Here is a 26,551-nt window from a genome sequence, read left to right on the forward strand (position 1 = left end):
GGCGTCGGCCGGAAGCTCGCTAAAAGTGCACTGTCACCGAATTGATGCGGATCATGGGGTCCAGCCGCCGCCCATGGCGCGGTAGAGCTGGACCCGTGCGGCGAGGGCGTCGGAGCGGAGCTGGACGAGGCCGAGTTCGGCCGAGAGCAGGCCGCGCTGGGCGTCGAGCTGTTCGAGATAGGCCGAATAGCCTTCGCGGTAGCGGTTGGTGGCGAGGCGCAGGCCCTCGGCGAGGGCGTCGCGCTGTTTCACGGCGAAGGCGAGCTGTTCGTCGGTGCGCTTCACCGTGGCGAGCGCGTCCTCGACCTCGCGCAGACTGCCGAGCACCACCCCGCGATAGGCGAAGGCGGCCTGGTCGCGCTGGGCGCCGGCGGCCTGGGCTTGGGCGGTCAGCCGGCCGCCTTCGAAGATCGGGGCGAGGATGCTGCCGCCCGCCGACCAGATCGTGATCGGATCGTCGAGCAGCGACGAGATCGCCGCGCCGAACGCCCCGGTCAGCCGCAACTGGGGCAGGAAGCGCTTGCGGGCGGCGGCGAGCGCCTTGTCGGTGGCCGCGAGCTGATATTCGGCCTGGGCGATGTCGGGGCGGCGGCGCAGCAGGTCGGAGGGTAGGCCTGCCGGGACCGGCGGGTCGACCAGCCGGTCGAGCGGGGCGCCGCGGTCGATCGCATGCGGGGCGTCGCCGGTGAGCTGGCTGAGGCTGTTCTCGGTGCGGCTGATCGCGAGTTCGATCTGGGGGATGATCTGCGCGGTCGCCTGATATTCGGCCTCGGCCTGCTGCAGGTCGAGCTTGGGCGCATAGCCGTTGGCGAAGCGCGATCGGGCGATGCGCAGCGAGTCGGTGCGCGCGGTCAGCGTGCCGCGGGCAACCTCGAGCCGCGCGTCGAGCCCGAGCAGGGTGATGTAACCGGCGGCGGTGGCGCTCGCGATCGACAGCCGCGCGGCATCGCGCGCGGCCTGGCTGGCGAGATAGAGGCTGCGTGCGGCCGAGCGCTGGTCGGCGATCCGGCCGAACAGGTCGAGCTCCCACGCGACCTGGAGCTGCGGCTGGGCGAAATTCTGCTCGGCCGGCAGGCCGAAGGCATTGACCGAGCGCGAGCGGCCACCGGCGACCGCGGTGTCGAGGGTGGGCAGGAGCTGGGCGCGGACGAGCTGCTCGTTGGCGCGCGCCTCGCGCACCCGGCCGGCGACGACGCCGAGATCGGCATTGTTGGCGAGCGCCCGGTCGACGAGCGCGGTGAGAGCCGGGTCGCCGAAAGCCTGCCACCAGGCGCGGTCGATCGGGGCCGATGCGGAAGCCCCGGCGTCGGTGCGCCAGGCGGTGGCGGTCGATATGGGGGCGACCTGCGCGGTTTCGATCGCGGGGCCGGCACAGCCTGCGAGGAGGAGGGGGAGAATGGAAAAGTGGACCGTCCGCATCAGGGCAGGCCGCTGGTGTGGATCTTCGCCTCGACCGACATGCCGGGACGCAGTCGCGCGGCCGCCTGCTGGCCGGGGTCGATGCGGATGCGCACCGCGATGCGCTGGGCGACCTTGACGAAATTGCCGGTAGCGTTGTCCGACTTGATCACCGCGAATTCGGAGCCGGCGGCGGGCGAGATATTCTCGACATGGCCGATCAGGCGGGTGCCGCCGAGCGCGTCGACCTTGAAGCTGGCGCGCTGGCCGATCGCCATGTCGCGGGTCTGGCCTTCCTTGAAATTGGCGACGATCCAGACGTCGTGCGGGACCAGGAACATCAGCTGGGTGCCGGCGGTGACATAGGCGCCGTTGCGCACGCCGATCTCCGACAGCTGACCGGTCACCGGGGCGCGGATCACGGTGTTGTCGAGGTCGATCCGCGCGAGCCGCAGCGCCGCCTTCGCGCCTTCGACCGCGGCCTCGAGCCCGCTGCGGCCGACGATCACGGTGCGGACATCCTGGGTGCCGATCGCGCGCCCGGCCTCGGCCTGGCGCACCGCCGCCTCGGCGGCGAGCAGCCCGGCGCGGGTCTGGTCGCGCTCGCGCGCCGAGATCGACCCGTCGGCGACCAGCGCGTCGGCGCGGCGCATGTCGGCCTGGGCGCGGACGAGCTGGGCACGGGCATTGGCGATGCCGGCATCCTGGCTCTGGGTCGCGACCTCGCGCGAGCGCTGCGACTGCGACGAATTGGCGAGCGCGGCTTCCTGCGCGGCGACATTGGCGGCGGCCTGCGCCACCTTCGCGCGGTAGATACGGTCGTCGATCGTCGCGAGGATCTGCCCGGCCCGGACCTGGGCGAAATCCTGGACGGGGACGCTGGTGACATAGCCGCTGACCTGCGGGCTGATGATCGTCACCCGGCCGCGGACATAGGCATTGTCGGTGCCTTCGGAGAAGCCGGTGAAGGGCGGGAGCCGCCAGGCATAGAGGATCGCCAGCACCGCGATCAGCCCGATGACCACGATCGCGACGATCGTGACCGGGGTCTTTTCGGGCGGGCGCCAACCGCTGGGCGGCTGGATCTGGGGATCGGCGGCGGGGGGCGGGGCGGCCGGAGGATCGGCAGGCGGTGCGCTGCTCGTGTCGTTCATGCGGTCGGTCCCTGTTTGGCCTGGGCGGCGGCTGCCGCTGCCGCGGCCATTTTCTGCAACATGATGACGGGTGAAAGCTCGCCGCGGCGGCGGATCGAAAAGCGGATCGCAAAGCTCCACAGCACCACCGCGATCGACGCGACGCCGAGCAGCAGGAAGACGTCGTTATAGGCGAGGATATTGGCCTCGCGCGCGACCTGCTGGGCGAGCAGCACCGCGCCCTCGGCGCCCCGATAGGCCGGGTCGCCGACGACGCCGGCGACCGCGCCGCTGCCCGCGCGCATCCGGGCGGCGACCAGCGGATCGGTCATGACGATGGCCTGGACGATCTCGTGCGAATGATATTTCTCGCGGACCACCTGGAAGGTGCCGAGCAGCGCGGTGCCGATCAGGCCGCCGACGCTCTGGCTCAGGCTGAACAGGACGATGAAGCTGACGAAATTCTTCGTCCCCGCGACCAGGGTGCGGGCGATGCCGATCACCATCGTCTGCGCCATGAAGATCAGCGAGGCGAAGCCGATCAGCGCCTGGCTGAAATAGAAGCTGCTCGGCCGGGTGAGGTTGGTGGCGTCGGCATCGAGGAAACAGCCGACGGCGATCAGGATCACCGCGATGCTGAGCGGCCGTGCGACATTGTCGGGGCGGAAGGTCAGCACCGCGACCACGAGGCCGGCGATCGACGCCGCGACGATGATCAGGTTGAGGACCACCATCTGGTCGTTGAGCATGCCCAGCGTGGTGAGCAGGCCGACCGAGCCGAAGGCCTGTTCGGACAGGAGGATGCGGATCGTCGCGGCGACCGTCATCAGCCGCGCCATTTCGCGCCCCGCCAGCCAGCGGGTGTTGAGCAGCGGGTTGGCGCGGCGATGCTCGACGACGAGCGCGGCTGCGATCAGCGCGACCCCGCCGGCCAGCGCCCAGCCGATCCAGGCGCGTTCGGTCCACCACTGGATCCGCCCCTGGGACAGCACCGCGACCATCAGCCACAGCCCGGGCGCGAGCAGGCCGAAGGTCAGGAAGTCGAGTTTCTCGAACACCTTCTCGCGCTCGCTGGGGGGCAGCGGCAGCGCGAGCACCGCGGCGAGCGTCGCCAGCGCCAGCCCGAGCTCGAACCAGTAGACCATGTGCCAGTCGCCCCAGTCGAGGATGCGCGGCGACAGCGCGCGGGCGAGCGGGGTGGCGAGCTGGGGGATGCTGATGCCGATCATCACCCCCCACAGCCGTTTCGGCGCGGGCATCGACTGCATGAAATAGAGCACGGTCAGCGTCGACAGGCCGCTGGCGGCGATGCCGCTGGCCGCGCGCACCGCCACCGAAGTCCAGAAACCATGGAGGAACAGGTGCATGATCGTGGTCAGCGCATAGGCCGCAAGCATGTAGCGGATGAACGGCTGCAGCCCATATTGCTGGCGATATTTGACGAGCAGCAGATTGCCGGTGACGTTGGTCATGAAATAGGCGGCGGTCAGCCAGGCGGCCTGATCGGGGGTGAGCGCGAGCGTGCCCTGGGCGAAGACGAGATTGACCGTGACCAGCGCGTTGCCGAGCCCGCCGGTGATGCCGATCAGGCAGCCGATCGCGAAATAGGCCTGCCGCCGCCGCGCGGGATGATCGGGGTTGGCCGGCGAGCCCGGCAGCGTCGGCCGCTCGTGCGGCTTGAAGATATAAGGCGCCTCAGCCACGGGTCGGGTTCGCGTCCATGCGGCCTGTCTATTTCGGAGCCGCATCGTACCGCAACCTCCCCGATCGGGTAAGCTCTGCTGTGCTGCAGCAAAATCTTGCCTTTGCGACGGCCACGCCCGATAATCATCATTACGCGATGGGAAGATGCGGCGGCGCTGGGGACAAGTTTAGTGAAGAATATTTCGGCCTGGGCGATCCGTAATCCACTGCCGCCGATCGTGCTGTTCGTCGGGCTGATGCTGGCCGGGATCATCAGCTTCGGCCGGATGGACATCAACCAGATGCCCGACATCAGCTTCCCGGGCGCGCAGGTGACGGTGAGCCAGCCGGGCGCCGCCCCGCCCGAGCTCGAGACCCAGGTCACCCGCAAGATCGAGGCGTCGCTGGCGTCGGTCGGCAATGTGAAATCGATCTCGTCGACGGTGTCGGAAGGGTCGAGCGCGACCTTCGTCGAGTTCCAGCTCGGCACCCCGGTCGACCGCGCGGTCAACGACGTCCGCGACGCGGTCGCCAAGATCCGGTCGGACCTGCCCGAGGGCATTCTCGAGCCGCAGGTCCAGCGCATCGACGTCGATGGCGGGCCGATCGCCTATTATTCGGTCGAGAGCGTCGACATGACGCTCGAGCAGCTGAGCTGGTTCGTCGACAACACCGTGATCAAGCGGCTGCTGTCGATCAATGGCATGGCCGGGGTGTTCCGCGGCGGCGGCGTCAGCCGCGAGATCCGGGTGATCCTCGATCCCGCGCGGATGCAGGCGCAGGGGGTGACCGCGAGCCAGGTCAACGACGTGCTGCGCCGGGTCAACCTCAACGCCGCCGGCGGCCGTGCCGAAGTGGCGGGCGCCGAACAGTCGGTGCGCGTGCTCGGCAATGCCCGCACCGCCTATCAGCTCGGCGAGACCCAGATCTCGATGGGCATGACCTCGACGGGGATGGGGCGCACGGTCCGCCTGTCCGACATCGCCACGGTTCGCGACGCCTATGCCGAACAGCGCAACATCTCCGAGATGGGCGGCCGCCAGGTGCTGTCGTTCGGTCTGCAGAAGGCCAAGGGATCGTCGGACGTCAAGGTGTTCGACCAGGCCGCGAAGATCGTCGCCGAGATCGAGCGCGAAAATCCGCGGGTCCATTTCGGGCTGATCTACAACGGCGTCACCTACACCAAGCGCAGCTATCATGCCGCGATCCATTCGATGATCGACGGCGCGGTGCTGGCGGTAGTGGTGGTCTTCCTGTTCCTGCGCGACTGGCGGGCGACCGCGATCTCGGCGCTGGCGATCCCGCTGTCGGCGATCCCGACCTTCTGGTTCATGGACCTGATGGGCTTCACGCTCAATTCGATCTCGCTGCTGGCGCTGAGCCTGGTCGCGGGCGTGCTGGTCGACGATGCGATCGTCGAGATCGAGAATATCGTTCGCCATATCCGCATGGGCAAGACCGCCTATCAGGCGTCGATGGACGCCGCCGACGAGATCGGGCTGGCGGTGGTGGCGACGACGATGGCGATCGTCGCGGTGTTCCTGCCGGTGTCGTTCATGCCCGGCATCGCCGGCCAGTTCTTCAAGCAGTTCGGGCTGACGGTCGCGGTTGCGGTGCTGGTGAGCCTGGCGGTGGCGCGGCTGATCACGCCGATGATCGCCGCCTATTTCCTGCGCGCCGATGGCCCCGAACATGTCCATGACGGCTGGCTGATGCGGCGCTATATCGCGCTGCTGTCCTGGTCGCTCAGCCATCGCTGGAAGACGATCCTGATCGGCGTCGGCTGCTTCGTCGCGACGATATTCCTGTTCGCGACGACCCCGCAGGAATTCCAGCCGGCGCGCAACACCGACACCGCGGTGGTGAAGATCGAGCTCGCGCCCGGGGTCAGGGTGCGCGACAGCAAGGCGGTCGCCGACAAGGCGATCGCGATCCTCGCCGGGCAACCCGAGGTCGACAAGATCTTCGCCGACATCGGCGACAACGACCCGCGGCTGACATCGCTCTATATCAGCCTGAAACCCTATGATCAGCGCGATCGCACCAGCAGCGAATTCGAGCGGGCGATGGCGCCGCTGCTCCAGGCGATTCCCGACGCGCGGATCAACTTCCAGTCGCAGGCGGGCGGGACCGGGCGCGACCTGACGATCATGCTGGCCGGCGACGACCCCGACCAGCTCGAGGCCAGCGGGCGCGCGTTGCTCGACCAGATCCGCGGCCATCCGCTGATCCGCGACCCGCGCATCGAGGGCGAGATCCAGCGGCCCGAACTGCTGATCAAGCCGCGGCTCGACATCGCCGCCGACCTGGGGGTCACCACCGCCGCGCTCAGCCAGGCGATCCGGATCGCGACGCTGGGCGATATCGAGCAGAATATGGCGAAATTCTCGCTCAGCGACCGGCAGATCCCGATCAGGGTGTCGTTGAGCGAGGCGTCGCGGCGCGACCTCGCCACCATCCAGAACATGCCGGTCGCGACCAGCTTCGGCGGCAGCGTGCCGCTCAAGGTCGTCGCCGACATCCGGTTCGGCGCGGGGCCGTCGCAGATCCGCCGTTACAACCAGGTCCGCCGGCTGGTGGTCACCGCCGACCTGCCCCCGGGGGTGATCAGCGGCGAAGCCTATAAGGCGATCTATGCGACGCCGGCGATGCGCGACCTGCCGGCCGGGATCCACCGCGTCGAATATGGCGAGCGCGAGGTCCAGCAGGAGCTGGTGTCGGGCTTCTTCATCGCCGCGCTGTCGGGGATATTGCTGGTGTTCGCGGTGCTGGTGCTGCTCTATCGCCGGGTGTTGCCGCCGTTCGTCAACATGGGCTCGCTGCTGCTGGCGCCGCTGGGCGGGATATTGGCGCTCAAGATCGCCGGGCTGCCGATCTCGATGCCGGTCTATATCGGGCTGCTGATGCTGTTCGGGATCGTCGCCAAGAATTCGATCCTGCTGATCGACTTCGCGATCGAGGAGATGCGCGCTGGGGCGAACCGTTTCGATGCGATCCTCGAGGCCGCGCACAAGCGCGCCCAGCCGATCGTGATGACGACGGTGGCGATGATCGCCGGCATGGTGCCGAGCGCGCTGGGCCTGTCGGGCGACGGCGCCTTCCGCACGCCGATGGCGCTGTGCGTGATCGGCGGGCTCAGCCTGTCGACGCTGCTGACGCTGGTGATCGTGCCCGCGGCGTTCACGCTGGCCGACGACATGGAGAAATGGATGGGGCCGCGGCTGGCGCGGATGCTGGTCAACGACGAGCCCCACGCGCTGCCCAAGCCGGCCGAATAGCTTTGTGACAGCGCCGGGACAGGACGGCTTCTCAGGAGCCGCCGGTCCACGTTAAGCATCGGCCAGTTTTCGCAAGGAGTTCGACCATGCCGATCCAGAGCCCGTGGCAGCATCACAAGAGCAGCGGCGCCGCCGACGATATCGACTTCGAGATCAAGGGCCAGGAACTGCAGTTCGTCGAGATCGAACTCGATCCCGGCGAGAGCGCGGTGGCCGAGGCCGGAGCGCTGGTGTGGAAGGACGCCGCGATCACGATGACGACGGTCTTCGGCGACGGCAGCGGCGGCGCCGATGGCGGCTTCATGGGCAAGCTGCTCGGTGCGGGCAAGAGGCTGATCACCGGCGAGAGCCTGTTCACCACCGTCTTCACCCATGAGGGCCGCGGCAAGGCGCGGGTCGCCTTCGCCTCGCCGACCCCCGGCGCGATCCTGCCGCTGAAACTGTCCGACCTCGGCGGGCAGCTGATCTGCCAGAAGGACAGTTTCCTCGCCGCCGCCAAGGGCGTCGCGATCGGGGTCCATTTCCAGCGCAAGATCATGACCGGGCTGTTCGGCGGCGAAGGCTTCATCATGCAGAAGCTCGACGGCGACGGCTGGGTGTTCGTGCAGATGGGCGGCACCGTCGTCGAGCGCGAGCTGGCGCCGGGCGAGGAACTGCATGTCGACACCGGCTGCATCGCCGCCTTCACCCCGAGCGTCGATTTCGACCTGATCACCGCGGGCGGGGTGCGCAGCGTGCTGTTCGGCGGCGAGGGGCTGTTCTTCGCGCGGCTGCGCGGGCCGGGCAAGGTGTGGATCCAGTCGCTGCCCTTCTCGCGGCTGGCCGGGCGGATGCTGGCGGCGGCGGGGAGCCGGGGCGGCCAGAATCGCGGCGAGGGATCGGTGCTTGGAGGCCTGGGCGACTTCATCGGCGGCAACAACTGATTTGTGTCATGCCGGGCTGCAAATGGCGCCCTCCTTCGCTTCCGGTGCGGGCCTTTGTTTGAGCCCTCAAACGCCGGGCGGGCCGCATCCGCGTCCCTGGGCTTCCTCGCAATAAGCTCGGGCGGCCGTTCGGCCTTGCGGAGGCTGCGCCTCCGTTGGTTCGCTTCCTCGATCTGATGGTGAGAAGGAAAAGGCCGCCACGTGCAGGGGCGATGCGCGTGGCGGCCTGAACGGGCCGGAGTGGCCCGAACCTCGATATGTCGGCCTGGTCCCCCACCCGGCCATCCCCAAAGCAACACGGGACAGGTCGGGTGGAGGTGAGGCGGTGCCGCCGGTTAGGGCATCAGCACCGTATCGACGACGTGGATCACGCCGTTCGACTGGATCACGTCCTTGATCGTTACCGTCGAATTGCCGCCCTTGGCATCGGTGAGGACGAGCTTGCCGCCCTTCATCCAGGCAGTGAGCGGCTCGCCCTGGACGGTGGTGAGGGTCGCCTTGCCGCCGCCCGCCTTGATGGCCTTGGCGATGTCGGCCGAGGTCATCCGGCCGGAGACGACATGATAGGTGAGGATCGTGGTCAGCGTCGCCTTGTTCTCGGGCTTGACCAGCGTCTCGACGGTGCCGGCGGGAAGCTTGCCGAAGGCGGCGTTGGTCGGGGCGAAGACGGTGAACGGGCCGGGGCCCGACAGCGTGCCGACGAGATCGGCGGCCTTCACCGCGGCGACCAGGGTGGTGTGATCCTTCGAATTGACGGCATTGTCGACGATCGTCTTGGTCGGGTACATCGCGGCACCGCCGACCATCGGATTGGCGGTCGCGATCGCCGGCGCGCACAGGAGTGCCATCGCCGCCGCAGCAGCGCGCAGATTCAGCTTCGTCATGAGTCTCGTTCCTCTCAAGCATCTTCATGTCGTGATGCATCCGGAGATACGGGTACGACTTCGTTAAGGATGCAGCCGACTTTGCCAGCATGATATTTTTTGTGGGAAATAGTGTGACGCTATCGTGAATCCCCGGATTTTATTGTGGTTTCGGGCGATGCCGATCCGCGGATGGCAGCCGTGATGAAAAGGCTTCGGCGGACGGCCGGCACCATGATAGGGCGCGCTTCCCCAATCGATGGAGATGTGACGATGCGTGGCTGGCTGCTGGGATTTGCGCTGCTGTCGGGCACGGCATCGGCCGCGACGACGATCGACCCGGCGGCGATGTCGGCGACGGTCAAGGCGCTTGCCTCCGAGCCGTTCGCGGGCCGCGCGCCGGGCGGGGCTGGCGAGACCCCGACGATCGACTATCTGGTCGGCCGCTTCAAGGCGCTGGGGCTGCAGCCGGGCGGCCGCGACGGCAGCTGGACCCAGACGGTGCCGCTGGTGCGCACCCAGATCGGCAAGGGCGGCAGCATCGCGGTGTCGGGCGACAGCCTGGCGATCGGCCGCGACGTCTATGTCAGCACGGTGCGCCCGGTCGACCGGATCGCGATCGCCAAGGCGCCGCTGGTCTTCGTCGGCTATGGCGTGACCGCGCCCGAGCGGCAATGGGACGATTTCAAGGGCCAGGATCTCAAGGGCAAGGTCGCGGTGATGCTGGTCAACGACCCCGATTTCGAGGCGGGGCCCGGCGACGATGCCGTCGGCAAATTCGGCGGCAAGCGGATGACCTTCTATGGCCGCTGGGTCTATAAATATGAGGAAGCGGCGCGGCGCGGGGCGATCGCGGCGCTGATCGTCCATGACACGCCCGGTGCTGGCTATGGCTGGAACACGGTGGTGGCGCCGGGGGGCGAGAATTACGACATCGTCCGCAAGGATCCGACCAGCCGCATCCTGATGCAGGGCTGGATCGAGGGGGCCGCGGCCGACGCGCTGTTCAAGCGCGCCGGGCTCGACCTCGCGGCGTTGCGTGCGAGCGCGCGCCGGAGCGACTTCCGCCCGGTGGCGATGACGGGGCTCAGCCTCGATGCCGACCTGCCGGTCAGCCATGAGGTGGTGCAGAGCCATAATGTGCTGGCGAAGATCACAGGCGCGAAACGGCCCGACGAGGTGGTGATGTACGGCGCGCACTGGGATGCCTACGGCGTCGGTGCGCCCGACGCGCAGGGGCGGACGATCCGCCCGGGCGCCAATGACGACGGGCTCGGCGTCGCCGGGCTGATCGAGATCGCCAAGGGGATGGCCAAGGGGCCGAAGCCCGCGCGCAGCGTGGTGTTCGGGCTGTGGACCGGCGAGGAGCGCGGGCTGCTCGGGTCGGAGGCCTATGCGACCGACCCGGTCTATCCGCTGGCCAAGACCGTCGCCAACATCACCCTCGACGTGCTCCAGACCGCGGGGCCGGCGCGCGACGTGATCCTGGTCGGCGACGGCCAGAGCGATCTCGAGGACGATCTGGCGCGGCTGGCCAAGGCGCAAGGCCGCACGATCACCCCCGAGACGCTGCCCGAGCGCGGGCTGTTCTACCGCGCCGACCATTTCTCGGTCGCGCGGCGCGGGGTGCCGTCGATCCTGCTGATGGCGCTGGGCGGCGAGCCCGACCTGGTCGCGGGCGGCAGGGCCGGCGGCGCGGCGTGGCTCAAGGATTATATGGCCTGCTATCACCAGACCTGCGACCTGTGGGACGCGAGCTGGGATCTGCGCGGCGCGGCGCAGGACACCGCGCTCGCCTATGAGCTCGGGCTGGGGCTCGCCAATTCGACGCGCTGGCCCGACTGGCGGGCGGGGTCGGAGTTCAAGGCGATCCGGGCGGAGAGCGCGGCGGCTCGGAAGTAGGAAATAGCGGCACCCACCTTCCGTTCGTGTCGAGCGCAGTCGCGACACCCTGTGCGACGTTGCGTCAGGTGTCTCGACTTCGCTCGACACGAACGGTGGTTATGTTGGTGCGGAGCTCCTTCAGATCGCTTCGAGCGCCTGTTTGAAGTCGGCGATCAAGTCGTCGGCATCCTCGACGCCGATCGAGATGCGGACGAGATTGTCGCCGATGTCGAGCGCCTTCTTGCGCTCGTCGGGGACCGAGAGATGGGTCATGCCGGCAGGGTGGCTGGCCAGCGTCTCGGTGCCGCCGAGGCTGACCGCGAGCTTGGCGATCTTGAGCGCGTCGAGAAAGGCGAAGGCCTCGCGCTCGCCGCCTTTGAGGTAGAGCGAGAAGGTCGATCCCGCGCCCGAGCAATGGCGGTCGAAAATATCGGCCTGGCGGCTGCCGAGTTCGAGGAAGCCGAGATAGGCGACCCGGTCGACCTTGGGATGGCCGCGCAGATAGGCGCAGACCTTGGCGGCATTCTCGCCGGCGCGGGTCATGCGCAACTCGAGCGTCTCGAGGCTGCGCAGCAGCATCCAGGCGGTGTGCGGATCGGTGATCGTGCCGATGGTGTTGCGCATCGCCCGGATCGGATCGATCATCGCCTTGGCGCCGACCGCGGCGCCGGCGACGAGATCCGAATGGCCGCCGACATATTTGGTCAGGCTGTAGAGGACGAGGTCGGCGCCATGGCGCAGCGGCTGCTGCCACAGCGGCCCGAGGAAGGTGTTGTCCATGACGATCGGCGGGCGGGTGTCGCCGGGCAGCGCGTCGCGCGCGTCGCGGACCGCCTCGATATCGACCAGCGCGTTGGTCGGGTTGGCGGGGCTTTCGAGGTAGATCATCGCGATCCGGCCCTGCGCGCCGGCCTTGGCCATCACCGCGTCGATCTCCTCGCGGGTGGCACCCGCCGGGAAGTCGAGCCAGGTGACCCCGAAGCGGCCGAGGATCTTGCCGATCAGCCCCTCGGTCGCGGCATAGAGCGGCGCCGAATGGACGATGACGTCGCCGGGCGAGGCCAGAGCGAGCAGGGTGGTCGCGATCGCCGACATGCCCGAGGAGAAGGTGAGCGAATCCTCGGCATCCTCCCAGATCGCGAGCCGGTCCTCCAAGATTTCCTGGTCGGGGCCGTTGAAGCGCGAATAGACGAGGCCCTCGGCGCCGCCCGGGCGCTTGCCGGTCACCCCCTCGAAGAAGCGTTTGCCGGCGGCGGCATTCTCGAACACGAAGGTCGAGGTCAGGAAGATCGGCGGCTTGAGCGACCCTTCGGACAGGGTCGAATCATAGCCATGGCCCATCATCAGCGTCGACGGCTGGAGCCGGCGCCCGCCGACCTCGCGAACCTCGGGTTTGGGGCGGCGCCGGCGGGTGGTGCCGGTGAGTTCGGCCTCGTTCTGGTTCGCATCTTCGGCCATCATGCTCTCCGTAAAACTGGTTTCTATTGAAACTATCTACGCCTGGCGATCGTCCGGGGTCCAGTCGCTTATCGCGCCGTGCTGCCATTCCCCGTGGCGTAGACGTCCTGCAGCGACCGCGAATGGTCGATGAATTCCGGCGTCGCGGTCTTCGGAAAATCGGGTTCGTCGGGGAAGCGGACGCGGACGGTGGCGTCGATGCCGGTGGCGCGCAGCGGCAGCGCGAAGCTGCGCTCGACCGCGCGGCGGGTGGCGTCCTTGGCGAGCGCCATCGGCACCGGCGCGCGCGCCTGGCGGAGCAGCTCGATCTGGCCGGCCTTGCGGTTGGTCTGGTCGAGGGTCTTTTCGATATCGGTCAGCCGCACCAGCAGCCCGCCGCTGCCATATTCGCGGATCCGGGTGAGATCGACCTGCGGCCCGACCAGTTCGACCGGGGGCAAGGTGACGAACAGCTGGCGCGCCTGGCCGTCCCAGCGGACGTCGCCGGGCTGGAGCCGCGCCATGTCGACCTCGTAGCGGACGAGGCCGGGCATGATCAGGGTCTTGGCGGTCGACAGGCCGAAGCGCGACTGGGTCGAGGTGACCACCGCGACATAGGAGGCGACGAATGCCGAGAGCCGGTTCTGTTCGCGCAGCCCCTCGAGGCTGGCCGAGACGATCGTCTCGGGCGGCGGGTTGACGGTGCGGTCGATCGCGCGGCCGAACCACCACAGCCCGGCGAAGAGGATCGCCGCGAACAGGCTCGCGGCGAGCAGGAGGGTCAGGAGGCGGCGGGTCATGGAGCGCATGTGGGGGACATGCGCCGCTTTTTGAAGGTCAGGCGCGCAGCACCCGCTTCGCGAAATCGAGGCCCTTGGCGAGGCCGGGCTGGTCGATGCCATGGCCGAGTCCGGGCGAGAGGTGGCTTTCGACCGCGAAGCCGCGCGCGGCCAGCGCCTGTTCGGCGAGCGGCAGCGCGCGGGCGGGGACGATCTCGTCGGCCGAGCCATGGACGAGCAGCACCGGCGGCTTGCTCTGCAGCTCGGTGTCGAGCCGTTCGGGAGCGATCAGCATTCCCGAATAGCCGATCACCCCGGCGACCGGCTTCGCGCGGCGCGGGGCGACATGGAGCGACAGCATCGTGCCCTGGCTGAAGCCGACCAGCAGCAGATCCTCCTCGCCCAGGCCGGTACGCGCCAGTTCGGCATCGATGAAGGCGTCGAGTGCAGGGGCCGCCGCGACCACCCCGACCTCGCGCTCATTGGCGGAGAAGCCGCCGAGCGGCCACCATTGATAGCCGGCGCCCGGCAGCCGCATCGGCGCATTGGGGGCGACGAAGGCGGCATCGGGCAGGCCCGCCCGCCACATCGGCGCGAGCGAGATGAGGTCCTGGCCGTCCGATCCATAGCCATGGACGAGGATGACGAGTTGGCGGGTGGTGCCTGAAAGCGCGGGCAGGCGCGGTCCATCGATGGTCATGACCGGCATATGCGGTCGATCGGCGCGAAGCGAAAGGGGGCGATCGTCAGGCCGTGCGGGCGAGCAGCCGGTCGAGCGCGGCACCGACATCGTGCGACTGCCAGAACTTCAGGAACACCGTGTAGATATGGAGGCAGTTGCGCGCGGGATCGACCGGCAGGAACATCGGGTCGTGCGGGCCCGAGGCGTGCACCGCCTCGGGCAGGCGGAAAAGGATCACCTCGGGAAAGGCGAACAGCCGGGCGACCCCCATCGTCGCCATGTGGAGGGTCAGGTGGAGCAGCAATTCGTCGGGGGTGACGAGAGGGCCGCCCTGGGCATGATATTCGGCGGCGAACAGCGCGAGCAGTTCGTCCAGATGATCGTCCCAGATCGCATGGTGGGCGGCGCTGAGCCCGCCCCACAGCGCCGAGCCGAAGCTGATCTGGCCGACCCGGCCCCAGTCGATCAGTCCGCAATGGAGCGCGCCGGCTGCGTCGCGCCGGAACCAGCCATTGTCGATATGCGCGTTCCAGTGGCACAGCGCGATCAGATCGGGATTGCCGCGCAGATAGGCCTGGATGTCGGCCTCATGGGCGCGGACGCGCAGCGCGTCGCGCTCGATCCGCGCGAAAAATTCGGGCGAGCGGACCTCGGGCGGGAGCAGCTGCGGCGCGCGCGCGGCGAAATCGGCGCAGGCGGCGAGCGCGTCGCGCAGCTGGTCTTCGCTATAGCGGATCGGGTCGCTCGACAGCGTGGCCGGGTCGGGCGGGAAGCGCGTGTCGATGTCGGCGGCGAGCCGGCCGGCCTTGTGCGCGCCGGCGAGCCGGGCGAGCCCGGTGACGATCGCGCGATAATGCGGCAGCGGATCGTCGAGGGTGAGATGGTCGAGGCATTTGCGGCGGTGCGGCTCGATCGCGCCCTCGCCCTCGCCGAAGCCGATCCGCTCGGTGATCACGAGGCCGGTGCCGCTGTCATGATGATAGTCGGCGAAGCAGGCGACCGGCACCTCGATCGGAAAGCCCGGCAGCCGCGACAGCGCCGCGAAGCGCGCCTCCGATTCCATCTCGCCGCGCTGATGGTCGCGGCGCGGGTCGGTGAAATCGCGCGAGAATTTGACGAACAGCTCGGTCGGCAGCCCGGGCTCGGCGCGGGCATAGTCGACCGTCAGGAACAGCTTGGCGCCGGTGCTGCCGCCCGGGCAATCGTCGAAGCGGGTGATCGCGACTACCCGGTTGTCGGCGGCCATCGACCCGAACGCGCGGAAGGCGCGGGTCAGGAAGTCGGTGCCGGCGGCGCGCAGCGCCTCGGCATGGGCGGGGATGTCGAGGCCGGTCGCGTCGCCGCGCACGGTGTCGAAGGGGGCGGTCATCGGGCGGTACCGGATCTCAGTCGAACGGCCGGTCGATCGAGGGCGGCGGGTTCGAGAACCATTTCGGGCCGCTCTCGGTCATGTGGAAACAATCCTCGAGGCGGATGCCGAAGCTGCCAGGGATGTAGATGCCGGGCTCGTTCGAGAAGCACATGCCGGCGGCGAGGCGGGTGGTCTCGCCATGGACGAGGTTGACCGGCTCATGCCCGTCGAGGCCGATGCCATGGCCGGTGCGGTGCGAGGTGCCGGGCAGCTTGTAGCCGGGGCCATAGCCGAGCGTCTGGTAATAGCCGCGCACCGCATCGTCGATGCTGCCCGCCGCGGCCCCGAGTTTGGCCGCCTCGAAGGCGATCTGCTGACCGCGGTGCATCTGGTCCCAGACCTCGCGTTCGCGCTTGGTCGCCTCGCCGAACACGAAGCTGCGCGAGATGTCCGACTGATAGCCTTCGACGGTGCAGCCGCAGTCCATCAGCACGACCTCGCCGTCGCGGACCATCTGCGGCTTGCCCGATCCGTGCGGATAGGCGCTCGCCTCGCCGAGCAGGATCAGCGCGAATTCGGGGCTGCCGCCGAGCGCGGCGGTGGCGCCGTTCATGATCGCGCCGATGTCCTTCGGGGTCATGCCGCGTTCGATCCGCTTGGCGGTGTGGCGGTAGGCGGCGATGGTGACGTCGCTCGCGGTCTGCATCAGCGCGATCTCGGCGGGCGACTTGATCATCCGGCAGCCGCGCACGACGCTGGCCCCGGAGACGATCTGCGCCTGGGGCAGCGCCTTCTGCAGCCCGTCGACGATGAAATAGCGCAGCGTCTCCTCGATCGCGACGGTCTTGTCGGCCTTGTGGTCGCGCAGCCAGCCGGCGACCAGCGCCATCGGATTCTCATGCTCGGACCAGGTCCGCACCTCGGCGGGGAGCGCGAGCGTCTCGCGGACCGAGGGTTCCTCGAAGAAGGGGGTGACGACCCCGATCTCGCCCTCGGCGGGAATGATCGCCGCGGTCAGCCGTTCGCTGCGGTGCCATTCGATGCCGGTGAAGTAGATCAGGCTGGCGCCCGGTTCGACCAGCAGCGCGCTGATACCCGCCGCGCGCATGAACCGCTGCACCCGCGCCACCCGCGCCTGGCGTTCGGCGACGCCGATCGGCTTGACGCCGCCGGTCATCGGCTTGAGATCGGCGAAATCGCCCGCGGCGAAGGCGGCGCGGCCAAGGGTGAGCGCGAGCCCGGCGACGCCGGTGGCGGCGAGGAAGTGGCGACGGTTCATGCGCCGGCCTTTCCGAGCAGGCTGTGGCGGCGGCCATAGACGAAATAGACGACCAGCCCGATCAGCGTCCAGATCAGGCAGAACAGCAACGTCTTGGTCGGCAGGCTGATGAACAGATAGAAGCAGCCGAAGATCGCGCCGAGCCCGACCAGCCAGCCGAGCGGTGCCCTGAACGGCCGTTTCATGTCGGGCGCGCGCTTGCGCATCACCAGCAGACAGGCGCCGACCGCCATGAACGCGATCAGGGTGCCGGCATTGGCGAGCGCGGCGATCTCGTCGATCGGCAGCACGCCGGCGAGCACCGAGACGATCACCGCGGTGAGGATGGTGATGCGGACCGGGGTGCCGCGCTTCGAGATGCGGGCGAGGCTGGGCGGCAGGAAGCCGTCGCGCGCCATCACCAGGAAGATCCGGCTCTGGCCGTAGAGGAAGCCGAGGATCACCGTCGGCAGCGCGATCACCGCGGCGATCGCGACGATCCGGGCGATGCCGCCCTGGCCCATTTCTCGCAGGATCAAGGCGAGCGGCTCGGGGCTGTCGGCGAAGCGCGTGTAGGGCAGCGCGCCGACCGCGGCGGCGGCGACCAGCACATAGATCAGCGTGCTGACCAGCAGCGAACCGACGATACCGATCGAGAGGTCGCGCTCGGGATTCTTCGCCTCTTCGGCGGCGGTCGAGATCGCGTCGAATCCGTAGAAGGCGAAGAAGATGATCGCGGCAGCGGCCATCACCCCGCGTTCGACGGTGGTGCCGTCGGCGAGGGTGATCGCATGCTTGGCGAAGCCGTTGGGCATGAACGGGTGGAGGTTGGCGGCGTCGAAGGCGGGCAGCGTCACCGCGACAAACAGCGCCAGCGTGGCGATCTTGATCAGCACGAGGATGGTGTTGAGCCGGGCGCTCTCATGGGTGCCCACCGACAGCAGGCCTGCGACCACCGCGATGATGAACACCGCCGGCAGGTTGATCAGCCCGCCGAGTTCGGGCCCCTGGGTGAGCGCGGCCGGAAAGCCGACCGAGGTCAGCAAGGGCGCGGCATAGCCCGACCAGCCGACCGCGACGGTCGAGACCACCAGCGAATATTCGAGGATCAGGCTCCAGCCGACCACCCAGGCGATGATCTCGCCGAGCACCGCATAGCTGTAGGTATAGGCGCTGCCGGCGGCCGGCATCATCGTCGCCATTTCGGCATAAGCGAGCGCGGCGCAGGCGCAGATCGCGCCGGCGATCGCGAAGCTCAGCAGCACCGCCGGCCCGGCGCGGTCGGCGCCGACCCCGATCAGGGTGAGGATGCCGGTGCCGACGATCGCGCCGACGCCGAGCGCCATCAGATGCGGCCAGGACAGCGACGGTACCAGCCGGCGGCCTTCGGCATCGGCCGACGCCACCGTCGCGATCGGCTTGCGCCTGTTCAAACCCGCCATCCGGCCATGCCCCTTCATGATCTTGTCTTCGCACGATGAATCACAGCAGCCGCGGCGATTGTCCAGCCCGGCGGAATGAGCCCGCCGCGAGCCTGATACAAGTTGCGACAATTTTCGGGAGGGGCCGACAAACTCCCGCGACAGGCGGGGGCCAGATTGTCCTCAACGCCAAGCACGGCGTCGACACAGGAGACAGACGATGAAAAAGTTCATTCTCGCAGCGCTGGCCGCCTCGGTCATGAGTGGTTCGATGCTGGCCGCCCCGGCGATGGCCGCACCCTATGACAATCATGGCAACGACCGCGGCCGGATTGAGCAGCGCTACGACGATCGCCGGCCTGCCCAGGTCAAGATCGTGAAGAAGGTCCAGGTCCAGAAGGTCCAGTATCGCAACTGGAAGCGCGGCGACCGCTTCGATGCCCGCTATGCCCGCAACTATCGGGTGATTTCGGCGCCCCGCGCGCATCATCTGCGTGACGCCCCGCGCGGCTATCGCTGGGTCCAGTCGGGCAATGACGCGGTGCTGATCGGCATCACCAGCGGCGTGATCGCCTCGATCATCGCCGGCGCGCTGAACTGATCCATTGTTCGTCATGCTGATGAAAATCAGCATCCAGATTCCGCAGCGTTTCGGTTCGAGCCGCAACGTTGCGGATCCGGATTTCAGATCAAGTTTGGCCAAATCGGTTTTGTAATGATCACGAAGAAGAAGGGAGGGGGCTTCGGCCCCCTTCGCTTTGTCCCTCTCCACCGCTAGGCTCTCGCGCATGGCTGACGAACCCCACATCCTGCTGGTCGACGACGAGCGCGACATCCGCGATCCGCTGGCGGCCTATCTCGGCAAGAACGGGCTGAGGATCAGCAAGGCCGACAGTGCCGCCGCCGCGCGGGCGATCCTCGCGGTGCACGCGATCGACCTGGTGCTGCTCGACATCATGATGCCGGGCGAGGACGGGATCTCTCTGGCTGGCTATATCCGCGCGACCTCGGCGACCCCGGTGATCCTGCTGACCGCCAAGACCGAAGAGATGGACCGGATCATCGGGCTCGAGATCGGCGCCGACGACTATGTCACCAAGCCCTTCTCGCCGCGCGAGCTGCTCGCGCGGATCAAGGCGGTGCTGCGCCGGACCGCGGGCGGGGCGGTGCAGCCGGTTCATGCCCCCGACGCCGCGGGCTTCGCGTTCGGCGACTGGATCCTGAAGACCGGCGAGCGCGAGCTGGTCGATGCGCAGGGCGTGGCGGTGCCGCTGTCGACCGGCGAATATAATCTGCTCCACGCCTTCGTGACCCATCCCAAAAGGGTGCTGACGCGCGACCAGCTGCTCGACCTGAGCCAGGGGCGCGAGCTCGCGGCGTTCGAGCGCAGCATCGACAATCATATCAGCCGGCTGCGCCGCAAGGTCGAGGCCGACCCGTCCGAACCGAAGCTGATCAAGACGGTGTGGGGCGGCGGCTATATGCTCGCCGCCGACGTCAGCAAGATATGACGGCGATTATCCGGCGCTGGCTGCCGCGCAGCCTGGCGGGGCAGATGGCGCTGCTGATCGGTGGCGCGCTGCTGATCGCGCAGATCGTCAATTTCGCGCTGATCCTCAACGAACGCCAGAAGCTGAGCCTCGCCGAGAATGAGGGGCCGGCGATCACCCGCTTCGCGGAGGTTGCCAGCGATGTCGCCGATGCCGCGCCGCAGTTCCGCGACGCGCTGATCTCCGACAGCTCGTTTCGCGGTGCGCGTTTTGCGGCGAAGGCCGACAGCGGGATCGCAGCCGGCGAGCGCGACGAGGATCTCGAGGCGCGGCTGACCCAGGCGCTGACGCGCGCCGGCGTCACCGCGAAAGCCGTCCGCGCGGCGCGCGGCCCGGGCGCCGACGACCGCCGCGATCCGCGGGGGCCGGGCAATGATCCCCGGCGCGGCGATGCGCGCGGTTCGGGGCCGAACGACGTCCAGATATTGCGGCTTGCGGTCCAACGCGACGATGGCTGGCTGAGCGGACGCATGGTGACGCCGAGGCGCGATCCGCTGCTCGCGGTGCGGCTGGGGGCGGCGACCTTGATCGTCTATCTGATCGTGCTGGGGGCGGCGGTGTGGATCGCGGCGCGGATCGCGCGGCCGCTGCGCGACCTCAAGCGCGCCGCCGACCGCTTCGAGGGCCGATCGGACCCGATCATCCTCGAACCGCGCGGTCCCGACGATCTCGCCCGGGCCATGGCGGCGTTCAACGCGATGAACCGGCGGGTGGTGTCGCTGCTCGACGAGAAGGATCATATGCTCGGGGCGATCGGCCACGACCTGCGTACCCCGCTCGCCTCGCTGCGCATCCGCATCGAATCGATGGAGCCCGAGGAGGAGCGGGTCGCGGCGGTCGCCAAGATAGCCGAGATGACCGCGATGCTCGAGGATATCCTCGTGCTCGCCCGGTCGGGGCGCGCCCGCGAGGCGAGCCGGTCGGTCGACCTGACCGAACTGGTCGCGTCGCTGGCCGACGATTATGAGGATCTCGGCCAGCCGGTGACCGCGCTGCCGTCGCCCCGGCAGGTGGTGTCGGTCCAGCCCGACCTGCTGCGCCGCGCACTGTGCAACCTGATCGACAATGCAGTCAAATATGGCGGCGATGCCGAACTGGCAGTGGCGCCGGTCGCCGGCGGGATCGAGATCGCCGTGACCGACCATGGCCCGGGCATCCCAGCCGATGAGGTCGAACGGGTGCTCAAGCCGTTCCACCGGGTCGAGGGGTCGCGCAACCGCGCGACCGGGGGGACCGGGTTGGGGCTCGCGATCGCCAACAGCATCGTCGAAAGCCATGGCGGGCGGCTGCGGCTGGAGCGGCCCGAGGAGGGCGGACTGCGGGCGGTCGTCTGGCTGCCGGTTTAGGGGCCAATCCCAACGGACTGTGTGGTGAGCCTAAAGCCGCCCGAGCAGCCGCCCGACAGTCTCGTGGCTGGCCTTGTCCTCCTCGCTGCATTCCTTTTCGAGGTCGGCGCGGATCTTCTCGAGCTCCTTCTCGGTCATATGCTCGATGCCGATGAACTGGCTGCGCGCGCCTTCGAGCGCACGGATCAGTTCGTCGAGCTTCGACTGCATCGCCGCGGCATCGCGATTCTGGGCGTTCTGGATCAGGAACACCATCAGGAAGGTGATGATCGTCGTCGAGGTGTTCACGACCAGCTGCCAGGTGTCGGAGAAACCGAACAGCGGCCCGCTCACCGCCCAGACGATGATGAAGCCGAGCGCGAGGATGAAGGCGAGCGGCTGGCCGACCGCGCTCGAGAGGATGTTGGCGAGGCGGGTGAAGAGCTTGTCCATCATAATCCCCTGAGAGGTCATGCCGACAACCATCCGTTTCGCCGGCCGTTCCAATTGGCGTTTTCGATCCCGGGACGCTAAGTGCGCCCGATGCAGACCTCCGACCTTCGCATCGCGCTGTTCACCGGCAATTATAATTATGTGCGCGACGGCGCGAACCAGGCGCTCAACCGCCTGGTCGGCTATCTGCTGCGCCAGGGGGCGGCGGTGCGGGTCTATTCGCCGACCACCGCGACCCCGGCCTTTCCGCCGACCGGCGACCTGGTGAGCGTGCCGTCGCTGCCGGTGCCCGGCCGCGCCGAATATCGGTTTCCGGTCGCGATTCCGGGCAAGATCAAGCGCGATATCGAGCGCTTCCAGCCGAACATCCTCCATGTCGCGAGCCCCGAGATATTGGGGCATAGCGCGGTCACCTTCGCGCTGCGCCGCAAGCTGCCGGTGGTGGCGTCGGTGCACACGCGGTTCGAGACCTATTTCCGCTATTATGGCCTCGCCTTTCTCGAACCGCTGATCGAGGCGCTGCTGCGGCGCTTCTATCGCCGCTGCGACGCGATCTTCGCGCCGTCCGAATCGATGGCGCAGCTGCTGCGCGACCAGCGGATGAGCTATGATGTCGGCATCTGGTCGCGCGGGATCGACCGCGAGCTGTTCACCCCCGACCATCGCGACCTGGCCTGGCGCCGCGAATTCGGCATCGCCGACGACGATCCGGTGATCGGCTTCGTCGGCCGGCTGGTGATGGAGAAGGGGCTCGATATCTTCGCCGACACGATCGACCATCTCGAACGGCGCGGGGTGCGCCACAAGGTGCTGGTGGTCGGCCAGGGGCCGGCGCGCGAATGGTTCGAGAAGCGACTGCCCCAGGCGGTGTTCGCCGGTTTCCAGAAGGGGCACGACCTCGGCCGGGCGGTCGCGTCGATGGACATGCTGTTCAACCCGTCGGTCACCGAGACCTTCGGCAACGTCACCCTCGAAGCGATGGCGGCGAGCCTGCCGGTGGTCGCCGCGCGCGCGACCGGCAGCGAGAGCCTGGTCGACGATGGGGTCAGCGGCCGGCTGATCCAGCCGGGCCGCACCCAGGCCTTCGCCGAGGCGCTGCGCAAATATTGCGAGAATCCCGAAGCCCGCGCCGCGGCGGGCGCGGCCGGGCTCAAGATCAGCGAGCAATATGGCTGGGATGCGGTCAACCAGGTGCTGGTCGACGCCTATCTGCGCATCGTGCGGCAACATGCGGCGGGGGTGAGGACGCCGAGGCAGAGCCCGGTGCCCTAGGACGACCCGCCATTCGGGTCATGCCGGGCTGCAAATGGCGCCCTCCTGCGCTTCCGGTGCTCACGTACATGAAGTACGCTGCGCTCCGGGTCTTGGAGGACACCATTTTCGCCGCGGCCTGACTCCGAATGACGGGCCGTCCTCACGTTCGCTTTTGTGGCGAACGGATGACGCTCAGCCCGCCACCCACTCGAAGGTGAGCGGGGCTTCGCGGAAGGCGAAGCGGTCGAGATGCTTCGCGACGACCTCCTGCATGCGGGCGAGATCCTCGCCCTCGGGGACGTCGACGGTGACGTCGAGGGTCGCGTCCTTCGCCACCATCGTCGCGATGCTGCCGCCCGGGAACTTGACGCTCCCCGCATCGGCGTTGAACTCGACCGGCATCTTGTGCGCCCAATGCTTGCACAATTGCTGCAGATAGCGGCTGCCATGGGTGGTGGGGACGCTCGCTGTCGCGCTGATCATGGTCAGAGCCTTTCGATCTTGCGGGTCGCCTCGTCGAGGATCGCCGCGATGTCGTGGGCCAGTTCCTGGCGTTCGCCCTTGCGCAGATGCAGCGCGGTGTGAAGGTTGATCATCGCGCGGCGCACCGGCGATCCTTCGTCCTGCCCGCTCTGCTCGGCGAGCACGGTCAGCCGCGCGATCAGCGCCTCGACGGTCTTCGTCTCGGTCTCGAGGGTCTCGCGACCGGCGTCGGTGATCGCGAACAGCCGCTTGGCGCCGTCGCTCGCCTGTTCGGCGACCTGGCCCATGTCCCCGAGCAGGGTCAGGGTCGGGTAGACGACCCCGGGGCTCGGCGCATAGGCGCCGCCGCTCAGTTCCTCGATCGCCTTGATCAGGTCATAGCCATGACGCGGCTGGTCGCCGATCAGCTTGAGCAGGACGAGCTTGAGCTCGTTCGCGTCGAACATGCGACGCCGCCCGCCCCGGCCACCGCCGCCGAAGCCGCGCCCGCCGAAGCCCTCCTCGAAGCCGGGGCCGAAACCCCCGCCGAACATGCCGCCATGGCGGCCGCCGCGCATCGCGTGGCGCATGGCATGCTCGATGCCGTCCCGGCCGTGACGGCCCCTGTGGTTGTGAAATCCAAACATTCTATATCCTTTGATTCGGTTTCGATGTTTCTAAGATATATCTTGAGTGATTTTTGGCAAGAGGGTTCGTGCAGATTTTTTCGCAGTGCTGGGCGCGGTCGATCGGGCCGCCTATATTCGCAGGCGATGGCCGATCTTTTTCCCACCGCGCCGAGCGCCAGCGCCCCGACCTCTCCGCCCGAAGGCGCACCGCTCGCCGAGCGGCTGCGACCGCGCGCGCTCGACGAGGTGATCGGCCAGGAGCATCTGACCGGACCCGAAGGGGCGATCGGCCGGATGGTCGCCGCCGGGCGGCTGTCGTCGCTGATCCTGTGGGGGCCGCCGGGCACCGGCAAGACGACGATCGCGCGGCTGCTGGCCGATGCGGTGGGCCTGCGCTTCGCGCCGGTGTCGGCGGTGTTCACCGGGGTCGCCGATCTCAAGAAGATCTTCGCCGAGGCGCGCGAACATGCGCGGATCGGCACCCGCACCTTGTTGTTCGTCGACGAGATCCATCGCTTCAATCGCGCCCAGCAGGACAGTTTCCTGCCCTATGTCGAGGACGGCACCGTGGTGCTGGTCGGCGCCACCACCGAAAATCCGTCGTTCGAACTCAACGCCGCTCTGCTCAGCCGGGCACAGGTGCTGATCCTCAACCGGCTCGACGCGACCGCGCTCGGCAAGCTGCTCGACCGGGCGGAGGCGATCGAGGGGCGGGGGCTGCCATTGACCGCCAATGCCCGCGAGGCGCTGGTCGCCTCGGCCGATGGCGACGGGCGGTTCCTGCTCAACCAGGTCGAGACGTTGTTTTCGATCGAGATCGCCGAGCCGCTCGATCCCGCCGCGCTGGCGGCGCTGCTCCACCGCCGGGTCGCGGTCTACGACAAGGACCGCGAGGGCCATTACAACCTGATCTCGGCGCTCCACAAATCGCTGCGCGGATCCGATCCGCAGGCCGCGCTCTATTATATGGCGCGGATGCTGACCGCGGGCGAGGAGCCGCTCTACGTGCTGCGCCGGCTGGTGCGCTTCGCCTCGGAGGATATCGGCCTGGCCGACCCGCAGGCGCTGGTCCAGTGCCTCGCCGCCAAGGACGCCTATGATTTCCTCGGCTCGCCCGAAGGCGAGCTGGCGATCGTCCAAGCCTGCCTCTATCTGGCGACCGCGCCCAAATCGAACGCCGCCTACAAGGCGCAGAAGGCGGCGTTCCGGTCGGCCAAGGAGACCGGGTCGCTGATGCCGCCCAAGACGATCCTCAACGCCCCGACCCGGCTGATGAAGGACATCGGCTACGGCAAGAATTATGCCTATGACCATGACACCGCCGATGCTTTTTCGGGGGACGATTATTGGCCCGAAGAGATCGGGCCGCAGACCTTCTACAAGCCGTCGCCGCGCGGGTTCGAGGCGAAGATCGCCGAGCGGATCGCCCATTGGGATCGGCTGCGGGCGGAGAGGAGGGGCGAATGAGCCTGGATTGGGACAGCGTCACCGGTTTCGCGCTGGCGCTGCCGGGATCGGAGATGTCGACCCATTATGGCGGGCCCGCGGTCAAGGCGAACGGCAATGCCTTCATCGCGCCGGGCCGCGAGGCGGGGTCGTTCTGCCTGATGCTCGATCTCGACACGGTCGACATGCTCAAGGAAACCGATCCCGACACCTATTGGCAGACCCCGCATTATGAAGGCTGGCCGGGGGTGCTGGTGCGCTACGACAGCCCCGACCCCGACCGGGTCAGGGCGATGATCGAGCGCGCGCATGACCGTGCATTGGCCAAGAAGCGACCCAAGCCGCGCAAGGCGAAATGACCCGGCGCTTCGCGCGGTTCGCCTGCATCGACTGGTCGGGCCAGGCGGTCGAGCGGCCCAGGGGCATAGCGATGGCGATCGGCACCGGCGGGGCCGAGGCGCCGGATCTGCTCCAGCCCGACCGCGGCTGGTCGCGCCAGGCCATCCTCGACTGGCTGGTCGCGCGCGCCGACGAACGGGACGACCTGATCGTCGGCATCGACTTTTCGACCGCGCTGCCCTTCTGCGATCGCGGCGCCTATTTTCCGGGCTGGCCGGACAGCCCGGCCGATGCGCGCGGCTTGTGGGCGCGGATCGATACGATGTCCGATGGCGATCCGCATCTCGCCGCGACCGCCTTCACCGACCATGACGAGATCAGCCGCCATTTCCGCCGCCATGGCGGGCGGCAGGGCGATCTGTTCGAAGGCGGGATGGGGCGGATGCGGGTGACCGAGCAGGCCTGCCGTACGGGCGGGCACGGCAATGCGATCTCGTGCTTCAATCTGGTCGGCGCCGCGCAGGTCGGCAAATCGAGCCTGACGGGGATGCGGCTGCTCCACCGGCTGGGCGGCCGGGTGCCGGTGTGGCCGTTCGACCCGGTGCCTGAACAGGGCCCGCTGATCGTCGAGATCTACACCAGCATCGCCGCGCGCGCGGCCGGCATCGGCAAGGGGCGGTCGAAGATGCGCGACGCCGCATCGCTCGCCGCGGCGCTTGGTGCATTCGGCATTGCCGCGCCGCCGCCGCTGGCACGCCATGACGATCATGCCACCGACGCGATCCTGACCGCGGCCTGGCTGTCGCGGGCGGCGTCCGACGACGCGCTGTGGCACCCGGTCGGATTGACGCGCGAGATTGCGCGCGTCGAGGGCTGGACCTTCGGCGTTCCCTGACGCAAAGAGGCGCCACCACATGGTCGCTGGCCGGCTTAGCTCAGCTGGTAGAGCACCCGCCTTGTAAGCGGAAGGTCGTCGGTTCGATTCCGACAGCCGGCACCATGA

General features: G+C 68.3%; 23 protein-coding genes and 1 tRNA gene. 11 read left to right on the forward strand and 13 right to left on the reverse strand.

The window, feature by feature from the left end; genetic code table 11:
* Positions 1-51 precede the first annotated feature (51 nt).
* From AC1RM6_RS28600 to AC1RM6_RS28610, 3 genes are read right to left on the reverse strand one after another with little or no spacing between them, the layout of a single operon-like run.
* Complete coding sequence (locus AC1RM6_RS28600; protein ID WP_493107733.1) at positions 52-1,419, reverse strand: efflux transporter outer membrane subunit; 1,368 nt, start codon at positions 1,417-1,419, stop codon at positions 52-54.
* Complete coding sequence (locus AC1RM6_RS28605) at positions 1,419-2,552, reverse strand: HlyD family secretion protein (protein ID WP_493107735.1); 1,134 nt, start codon at positions 2,550-2,552, stop codon at positions 1,419-1,421. The genes AC1RM6_RS28600 and AC1RM6_RS28605 overlap by 1 nt, the downstream gene beginning before the upstream one ends.
* The gene (locus AC1RM6_RS28610; protein ID WP_493107737.1) at positions 2,549-4,234 is read right to left on the reverse strand and encodes an MFS transporter; all 1,686 of its coding nucleotides are present in this window, start codon (positions 4,232-4,234) and stop codon (positions 2,549-2,551) included. Before AC1RM6_RS28610 ends, AC1RM6_RS28605 begins: the two co-directional genes overlap by 4 nt.
* A gap of 171 nt (positions 4,235-4,405) precedes the next feature.
* Here AC1RM6_RS28610 and AC1RM6_RS28615 point away from each other — a divergent pair, with 171 nt between their 5' ends.
* Together AC1RM6_RS28615 and AC1RM6_RS28620 are read left to right on the forward strand one after the other, a co-directional pair.
* Positions 4,406-7,492: an efflux RND transporter permease subunit gene (locus tag AC1RM6_RS28615; RefSeq protein WP_493107739.1), complete on the forward strand. Its 3,087-nt coding sequence runs from the start codon at positions 4,406-4,408 to the stop codon at positions 7,490-7,492.
* 86 nt (positions 7,493-7,578) lie between these two features.
* Positions 7,579-8,415, forward strand: coding sequence for a TIGR00266 family protein (locus AC1RM6_RS28620; RefSeq protein ID WP_493107741.1), 837 nt, complete (start codon positions 7,579-7,581; stop codon positions 8,413-8,415).
* A 335-nt stretch (positions 8,416-8,750) separates the two neighbouring features.
* Here the strand turns inward: AC1RM6_RS28620 and AC1RM6_RS28625 are convergent, their stop codons facing one another.
* Positions 8,751-9,299, reverse strand: coding sequence for a fasciclin domain-containing protein (locus AC1RM6_RS28625; RefSeq protein WP_493107743.1), 549 nt, complete (start codon positions 9,297-9,299; stop codon positions 8,751-8,753).
* A 252-nt stretch (positions 9,300-9,551) separates the two neighbouring features.
* On the opposite strand from AC1RM6_RS28625, the gene AC1RM6_RS28630 reads away from it, so the two are divergent.
* Complete coding sequence (locus AC1RM6_RS28630; RefSeq protein WP_493107745.1) at positions 9,552-11,180, forward strand: M28 family metallopeptidase; 1,629 nt, start codon at positions 9,552-9,554, stop codon at positions 11,178-11,180.
* 120 nt (positions 11,181-11,300) lie between these two features.
* Here the strand turns inward: AC1RM6_RS28630 and AC1RM6_RS28635 are convergent, their stop codons facing one another.
* The 6 genes from AC1RM6_RS28635 to AC1RM6_RS28660 all read right to left on the reverse strand — a co-directional run bounded on the left by AC1RM6_RS28635 (position 11,301) and on the right by AC1RM6_RS28660 (position 18,111).
* Complete coding sequence (locus AC1RM6_RS28635; RefSeq protein WP_493107747.1) at positions 11,301-12,620, reverse strand: cystathionine gamma-synthase family protein; 1,320 nt, start codon at positions 12,618-12,620, stop codon at positions 11,301-11,303.
* Positions 12,621-12,688: 68 nt separating this feature from the next.
* Positions 12,689-13,399: a DUF4230 domain-containing protein gene (locus AC1RM6_RS28640; protein WP_493107749.1), complete on the reverse strand. Its 711-nt coding sequence runs from the start codon at positions 13,397-13,399 to the stop codon at positions 12,689-12,691.
* Between the two features lie 37 nt (positions 13,400-13,436).
* Positions 13,437-14,078, reverse strand: a complete 642-nt coding sequence (locus AC1RM6_RS28645) for an alpha/beta hydrolase (protein WP_493107751.1) — start codon at positions 14,076-14,078, stop codon at positions 13,437-13,439.
* A gap of 46 nt (positions 14,079-14,124) precedes the next feature.
* Complete coding sequence (locus AC1RM6_RS28650; RefSeq protein ID WP_493107753.1) at positions 14,125-15,429, reverse strand: hypothetical protein; 1,305 nt, start codon at positions 15,427-15,429, stop codon at positions 14,125-14,127.
* 16 nt (positions 15,430-15,445) lie between these two features.
* On the reverse strand, positions 15,446-16,690 hold the full coding sequence (locus tag AC1RM6_RS28655; protein WP_493107755.1) for a M24 family metallopeptidase: 1,245 nt from the start codon (positions 16,688-16,690) through the stop codon (positions 15,446-15,448).
* The gene (locus AC1RM6_RS28660) at positions 16,687-18,111 is read right to left on the reverse strand and encodes an amino acid permease (protein WP_493107795.1); all 1,425 of its coding nucleotides are present in this window, start codon (positions 18,109-18,111) and stop codon (positions 16,687-16,689) included. The genes AC1RM6_RS28655 and AC1RM6_RS28660 overlap by 4 nt, the downstream gene beginning before the upstream one ends.
* A gap of 199 nt (positions 18,112-18,310) precedes the next feature.
* Here AC1RM6_RS28660 and AC1RM6_RS28665 point away from each other — a divergent pair, with 199 nt between their 5' ends.
* The 3 genes from AC1RM6_RS28665 to AC1RM6_RS28675 all read left to right on the forward strand — a co-directional run bounded on the left by AC1RM6_RS28665 (position 18,311) and on the right by AC1RM6_RS28675 (position 20,986).
* Complete coding sequence (locus AC1RM6_RS28665; RefSeq protein WP_493107757.1) at positions 18,311-18,691, forward strand: RcnB family protein; 381 nt, start codon at positions 18,311-18,313, stop codon at positions 18,689-18,691.
* A gap of 187 nt (positions 18,692-18,878) precedes the next feature.
* Positions 18,879-19,601 carry a response regulator gene (locus AC1RM6_RS28670; RefSeq protein WP_493107759.1) on the forward strand — a complete coding sequence of 241 codons (723 nt, stop codon included), beginning with the start codon at positions 18,879-18,881 and terminating at the stop codon, positions 19,599-19,601.
* Positions 19,598-20,986 carry a sensor histidine kinase gene (locus AC1RM6_RS28675; protein ID WP_493107761.1) on the forward strand — a complete coding sequence of 463 codons (1,389 nt, stop codon included), beginning with the start codon at positions 19,598-19,600 and terminating at the stop codon, positions 20,984-20,986. The genes AC1RM6_RS28670 and AC1RM6_RS28675 overlap by 4 nt, the downstream gene beginning before the upstream one ends.
* A 30-nt stretch (positions 20,987-21,016) precedes the next feature.
* Here AC1RM6_RS28675 and AC1RM6_RS28680 read toward each other — a convergent pair whose 3' ends face one another.
* Positions 21,017-21,418, reverse strand: a complete 402-nt coding sequence (locus AC1RM6_RS28680; RefSeq protein ID WP_493107763.1) for a low affinity iron permease family protein — start codon at positions 21,416-21,418, stop codon at positions 21,017-21,019.
* A gap of 90 nt (positions 21,419-21,508) precedes the next feature.
* On the opposite strand from AC1RM6_RS28680, the gene AC1RM6_RS28685 reads away from it, so the two are divergent.
* Positions 21,509-22,690 (forward strand): glycosyltransferase family 4 protein, encoded by a 1,182-nt coding sequence (locus tag AC1RM6_RS28685; protein WP_493107765.1) that lies wholly within the window; start codon positions 21,509-21,511, stop codon positions 22,688-22,690.
* A gap of 174 nt (positions 22,691-22,864) precedes the next feature.
* Here AC1RM6_RS28685 and AC1RM6_RS28690 read toward each other — a convergent pair whose 3' ends face one another.
* Both AC1RM6_RS28690 and AC1RM6_RS28695 read right to left on the reverse strand, forming a co-directional pair.
* Positions 22,865-23,155 carry a DUF2218 domain-containing protein gene (locus AC1RM6_RS28690; protein ID WP_493107768.1) on the reverse strand — a complete coding sequence of 97 codons (291 nt, stop codon included), beginning with the start codon at positions 23,153-23,155 and terminating at the stop codon, positions 22,865-22,867.
* Between the two features lie 2 nt (positions 23,156-23,157).
* Positions 23,158-23,724, reverse strand: coding sequence for a PadR family transcriptional regulator (locus tag AC1RM6_RS28695; protein WP_493107770.1), 567 nt, complete (start codon positions 23,722-23,724; stop codon positions 23,158-23,160).
* A 183-nt stretch (positions 23,725-23,907) separates the two neighbouring features.
* Between AC1RM6_RS28695 and AC1RM6_RS28700 the strand changes: the two genes are divergently transcribed.
* The 4 genes from AC1RM6_RS28700 to AC1RM6_RS28715 all read left to right on the forward strand — a co-directional run bounded on the left by AC1RM6_RS28700 (position 23,908) and on the right by AC1RM6_RS28715 (position 26,548).
* Positions 23,908-25,230, forward strand: a complete 1,323-nt coding sequence (locus tag AC1RM6_RS28700; protein ID WP_493107772.1) for a replication-associated recombination protein A — start codon at positions 23,908-23,910, stop codon at positions 25,228-25,230.
* Entirely contained in the window at positions 25,227-25,568 is a 342-nt protein-coding gene (locus AC1RM6_RS28705) for an MmcQ/YjbR family DNA-binding protein (protein ID WP_493107774.1), read from the forward strand. The genes AC1RM6_RS28700 and AC1RM6_RS28705 overlap by 4 nt, the downstream gene beginning before the upstream one ends.
* On the forward strand, positions 25,565-26,443 hold the full coding sequence (locus AC1RM6_RS28710; protein ID WP_493107776.1) for a hypothetical protein: 879 nt from the start codon (positions 25,565-25,567) through the stop codon (positions 26,441-26,443). Before AC1RM6_RS28705 ends, AC1RM6_RS28710 begins: the two co-directional genes overlap by 4 nt.
* A gap of 29 nt (positions 26,444-26,472) precedes the next feature.
* Positions 26,473-26,548 (forward strand) — tRNA-Thr (locus AC1RM6_RS28715).
* Positions 26,549-26,551: the final 3 nt, after the last annotated feature.

It is taken from the genome of Rhizorhabdus sp. GW822-FHT03C02 (genome assembly GCF_058801765.1).

What these genes read in the sequence shown, in the direction of transcription:
- AC1RM6_RS28700 (WP_493107772.1), top strand. Translation starts at nt 23,908, where the DNA reads ATGGCCGATCTTTTTCCCACCGCGCCGAGCGCCAGCGCCCCGACCTCT.
- AC1RM6_RS28710 (WP_493107776.1), top strand. Translation starts at nt 25,565, where the DNA reads ATGACCCGGCGCTTCGCGCGGTTCGCCTGCATCGACTGGTCGGGCCAG.
- AC1RM6_RS28640 (WP_493107749.1), bottom strand. Translation starts at nt 13,399, where the DNA reads ATGACCCGCCGCCTCCTGACCCTCCTGCTCGCCGCGAGCCTGTTCGCG.
- AC1RM6_RS28630 (WP_493107745.1), top strand. Translation starts at nt 9,552, where the DNA reads ATGCGTGGCTGGCTGCTGGGATTTGCGCTGCTGTCGGGCACGGCATCG.
- AC1RM6_RS28675 (WP_493107761.1), top strand. Translation starts at nt 19,598, where the DNA reads ATGACGGCGATTATCCGGCGCTGGCTGCCGCGCAGCCTGGCGGGGCAG.
- AC1RM6_RS28620 (WP_493107741.1), top strand. Translation starts at nt 7,579, where the DNA reads ATGCCGATCCAGAGCCCGTGGCAGCATCACAAGAGCAGCGGCGCCGCC.
- AC1RM6_RS28650 (WP_493107753.1), bottom strand. Translation starts at nt 15,429, where the DNA reads ATGACCGCCCCCTTCGACACCGTGCGCGGCGACGCGACCGGCCTCGAC.
- AC1RM6_RS28665 (WP_493107757.1), top strand. Translation starts at nt 18,311, where the DNA reads ATGAAAAAGTTCATTCTCGCAGCGCTGGCCGCCTCGGTCATGAGTGGT.
- AC1RM6_RS28605 (WP_493107735.1), bottom strand. Translation starts at nt 2,552, where the DNA reads ATGAACGACACGAGCAGCGCACCGCCTGCCGATCCTCCGGCCGCCCCG.
- AC1RM6_RS28625 (WP_493107743.1), bottom strand. Translation starts at nt 9,299, where the DNA reads ATGACGAAGCTGAATCTGCGCGCTGCTGCGGCGGCGATGGCACTCCTG.
- AC1RM6_RS28705 (WP_493107774.1), top strand. Translation starts at nt 25,227, where the DNA reads ATGAGCCTGGATTGGGACAGCGTCACCGGTTTCGCGCTGGCGCTGCCG.
- AC1RM6_RS28690 (WP_493107768.1), bottom strand. Translation starts at nt 23,155, where the DNA reads ATGATCAGCGCGACAGCGAGCGTCCCCACCACCCATGGCAGCCGCTAT.
- AC1RM6_RS28680 (WP_493107763.1), bottom strand. Translation starts at nt 21,418, where the DNA reads ATGGACAAGCTCTTCACCCGCCTCGCCAACATCCTCTCGAGCGCGGTC.
- AC1RM6_RS28660 (WP_493107795.1), bottom strand. Translation starts at nt 18,111, where the DNA reads ATGGCGGGTTTGAACAGGCGCAAGCCGATCGCGACGGTGGCGTCGGCC.
- AC1RM6_RS28695 (WP_493107770.1), bottom strand. Translation starts at nt 23,724, where the DNA reads ATGCGCCACGCGATGCGCGGCGGCCGCCATGGCGGCATGTTCGGCGGG.
- AC1RM6_RS28645 (WP_493107751.1), bottom strand. Translation starts at nt 14,078, where the DNA reads ATGACCATCGATGGACCGCGCCTGCCCGCGCTTTCAGGCACCACCCGC.
- AC1RM6_RS28685 (WP_493107765.1), top strand. Translation starts at nt 21,509, where the DNA reads ATGCAGACCTCCGACCTTCGCATCGCGCTGTTCACCGGCAATTATAAT.
- AC1RM6_RS28655 (WP_493107755.1), bottom strand. Translation starts at nt 16,690, where the DNA reads ATGAACCGTCGCCACTTCCTCGCCGCCACCGGCGTCGCCGGGCTCGCG.
- AC1RM6_RS28600 (WP_493107733.1), bottom strand. Translation starts at nt 1,419, where the DNA reads ATGCGGACGGTCCACTTTTCCATTCTCCCCCTCCTCCTCGCAGGCTGT.
- AC1RM6_RS28635 (WP_493107747.1), bottom strand. Translation starts at nt 12,620, where the DNA reads ATGGCCGAAGATGCGAACCAGAACGAGGCCGAACTCACCGGCACCACC.
- AC1RM6_RS28670 (WP_493107759.1), top strand. Translation starts at nt 18,879, where the DNA reads ATGGCTGACGAACCCCACATCCTGCTGGTCGACGACGAGCGCGACATC.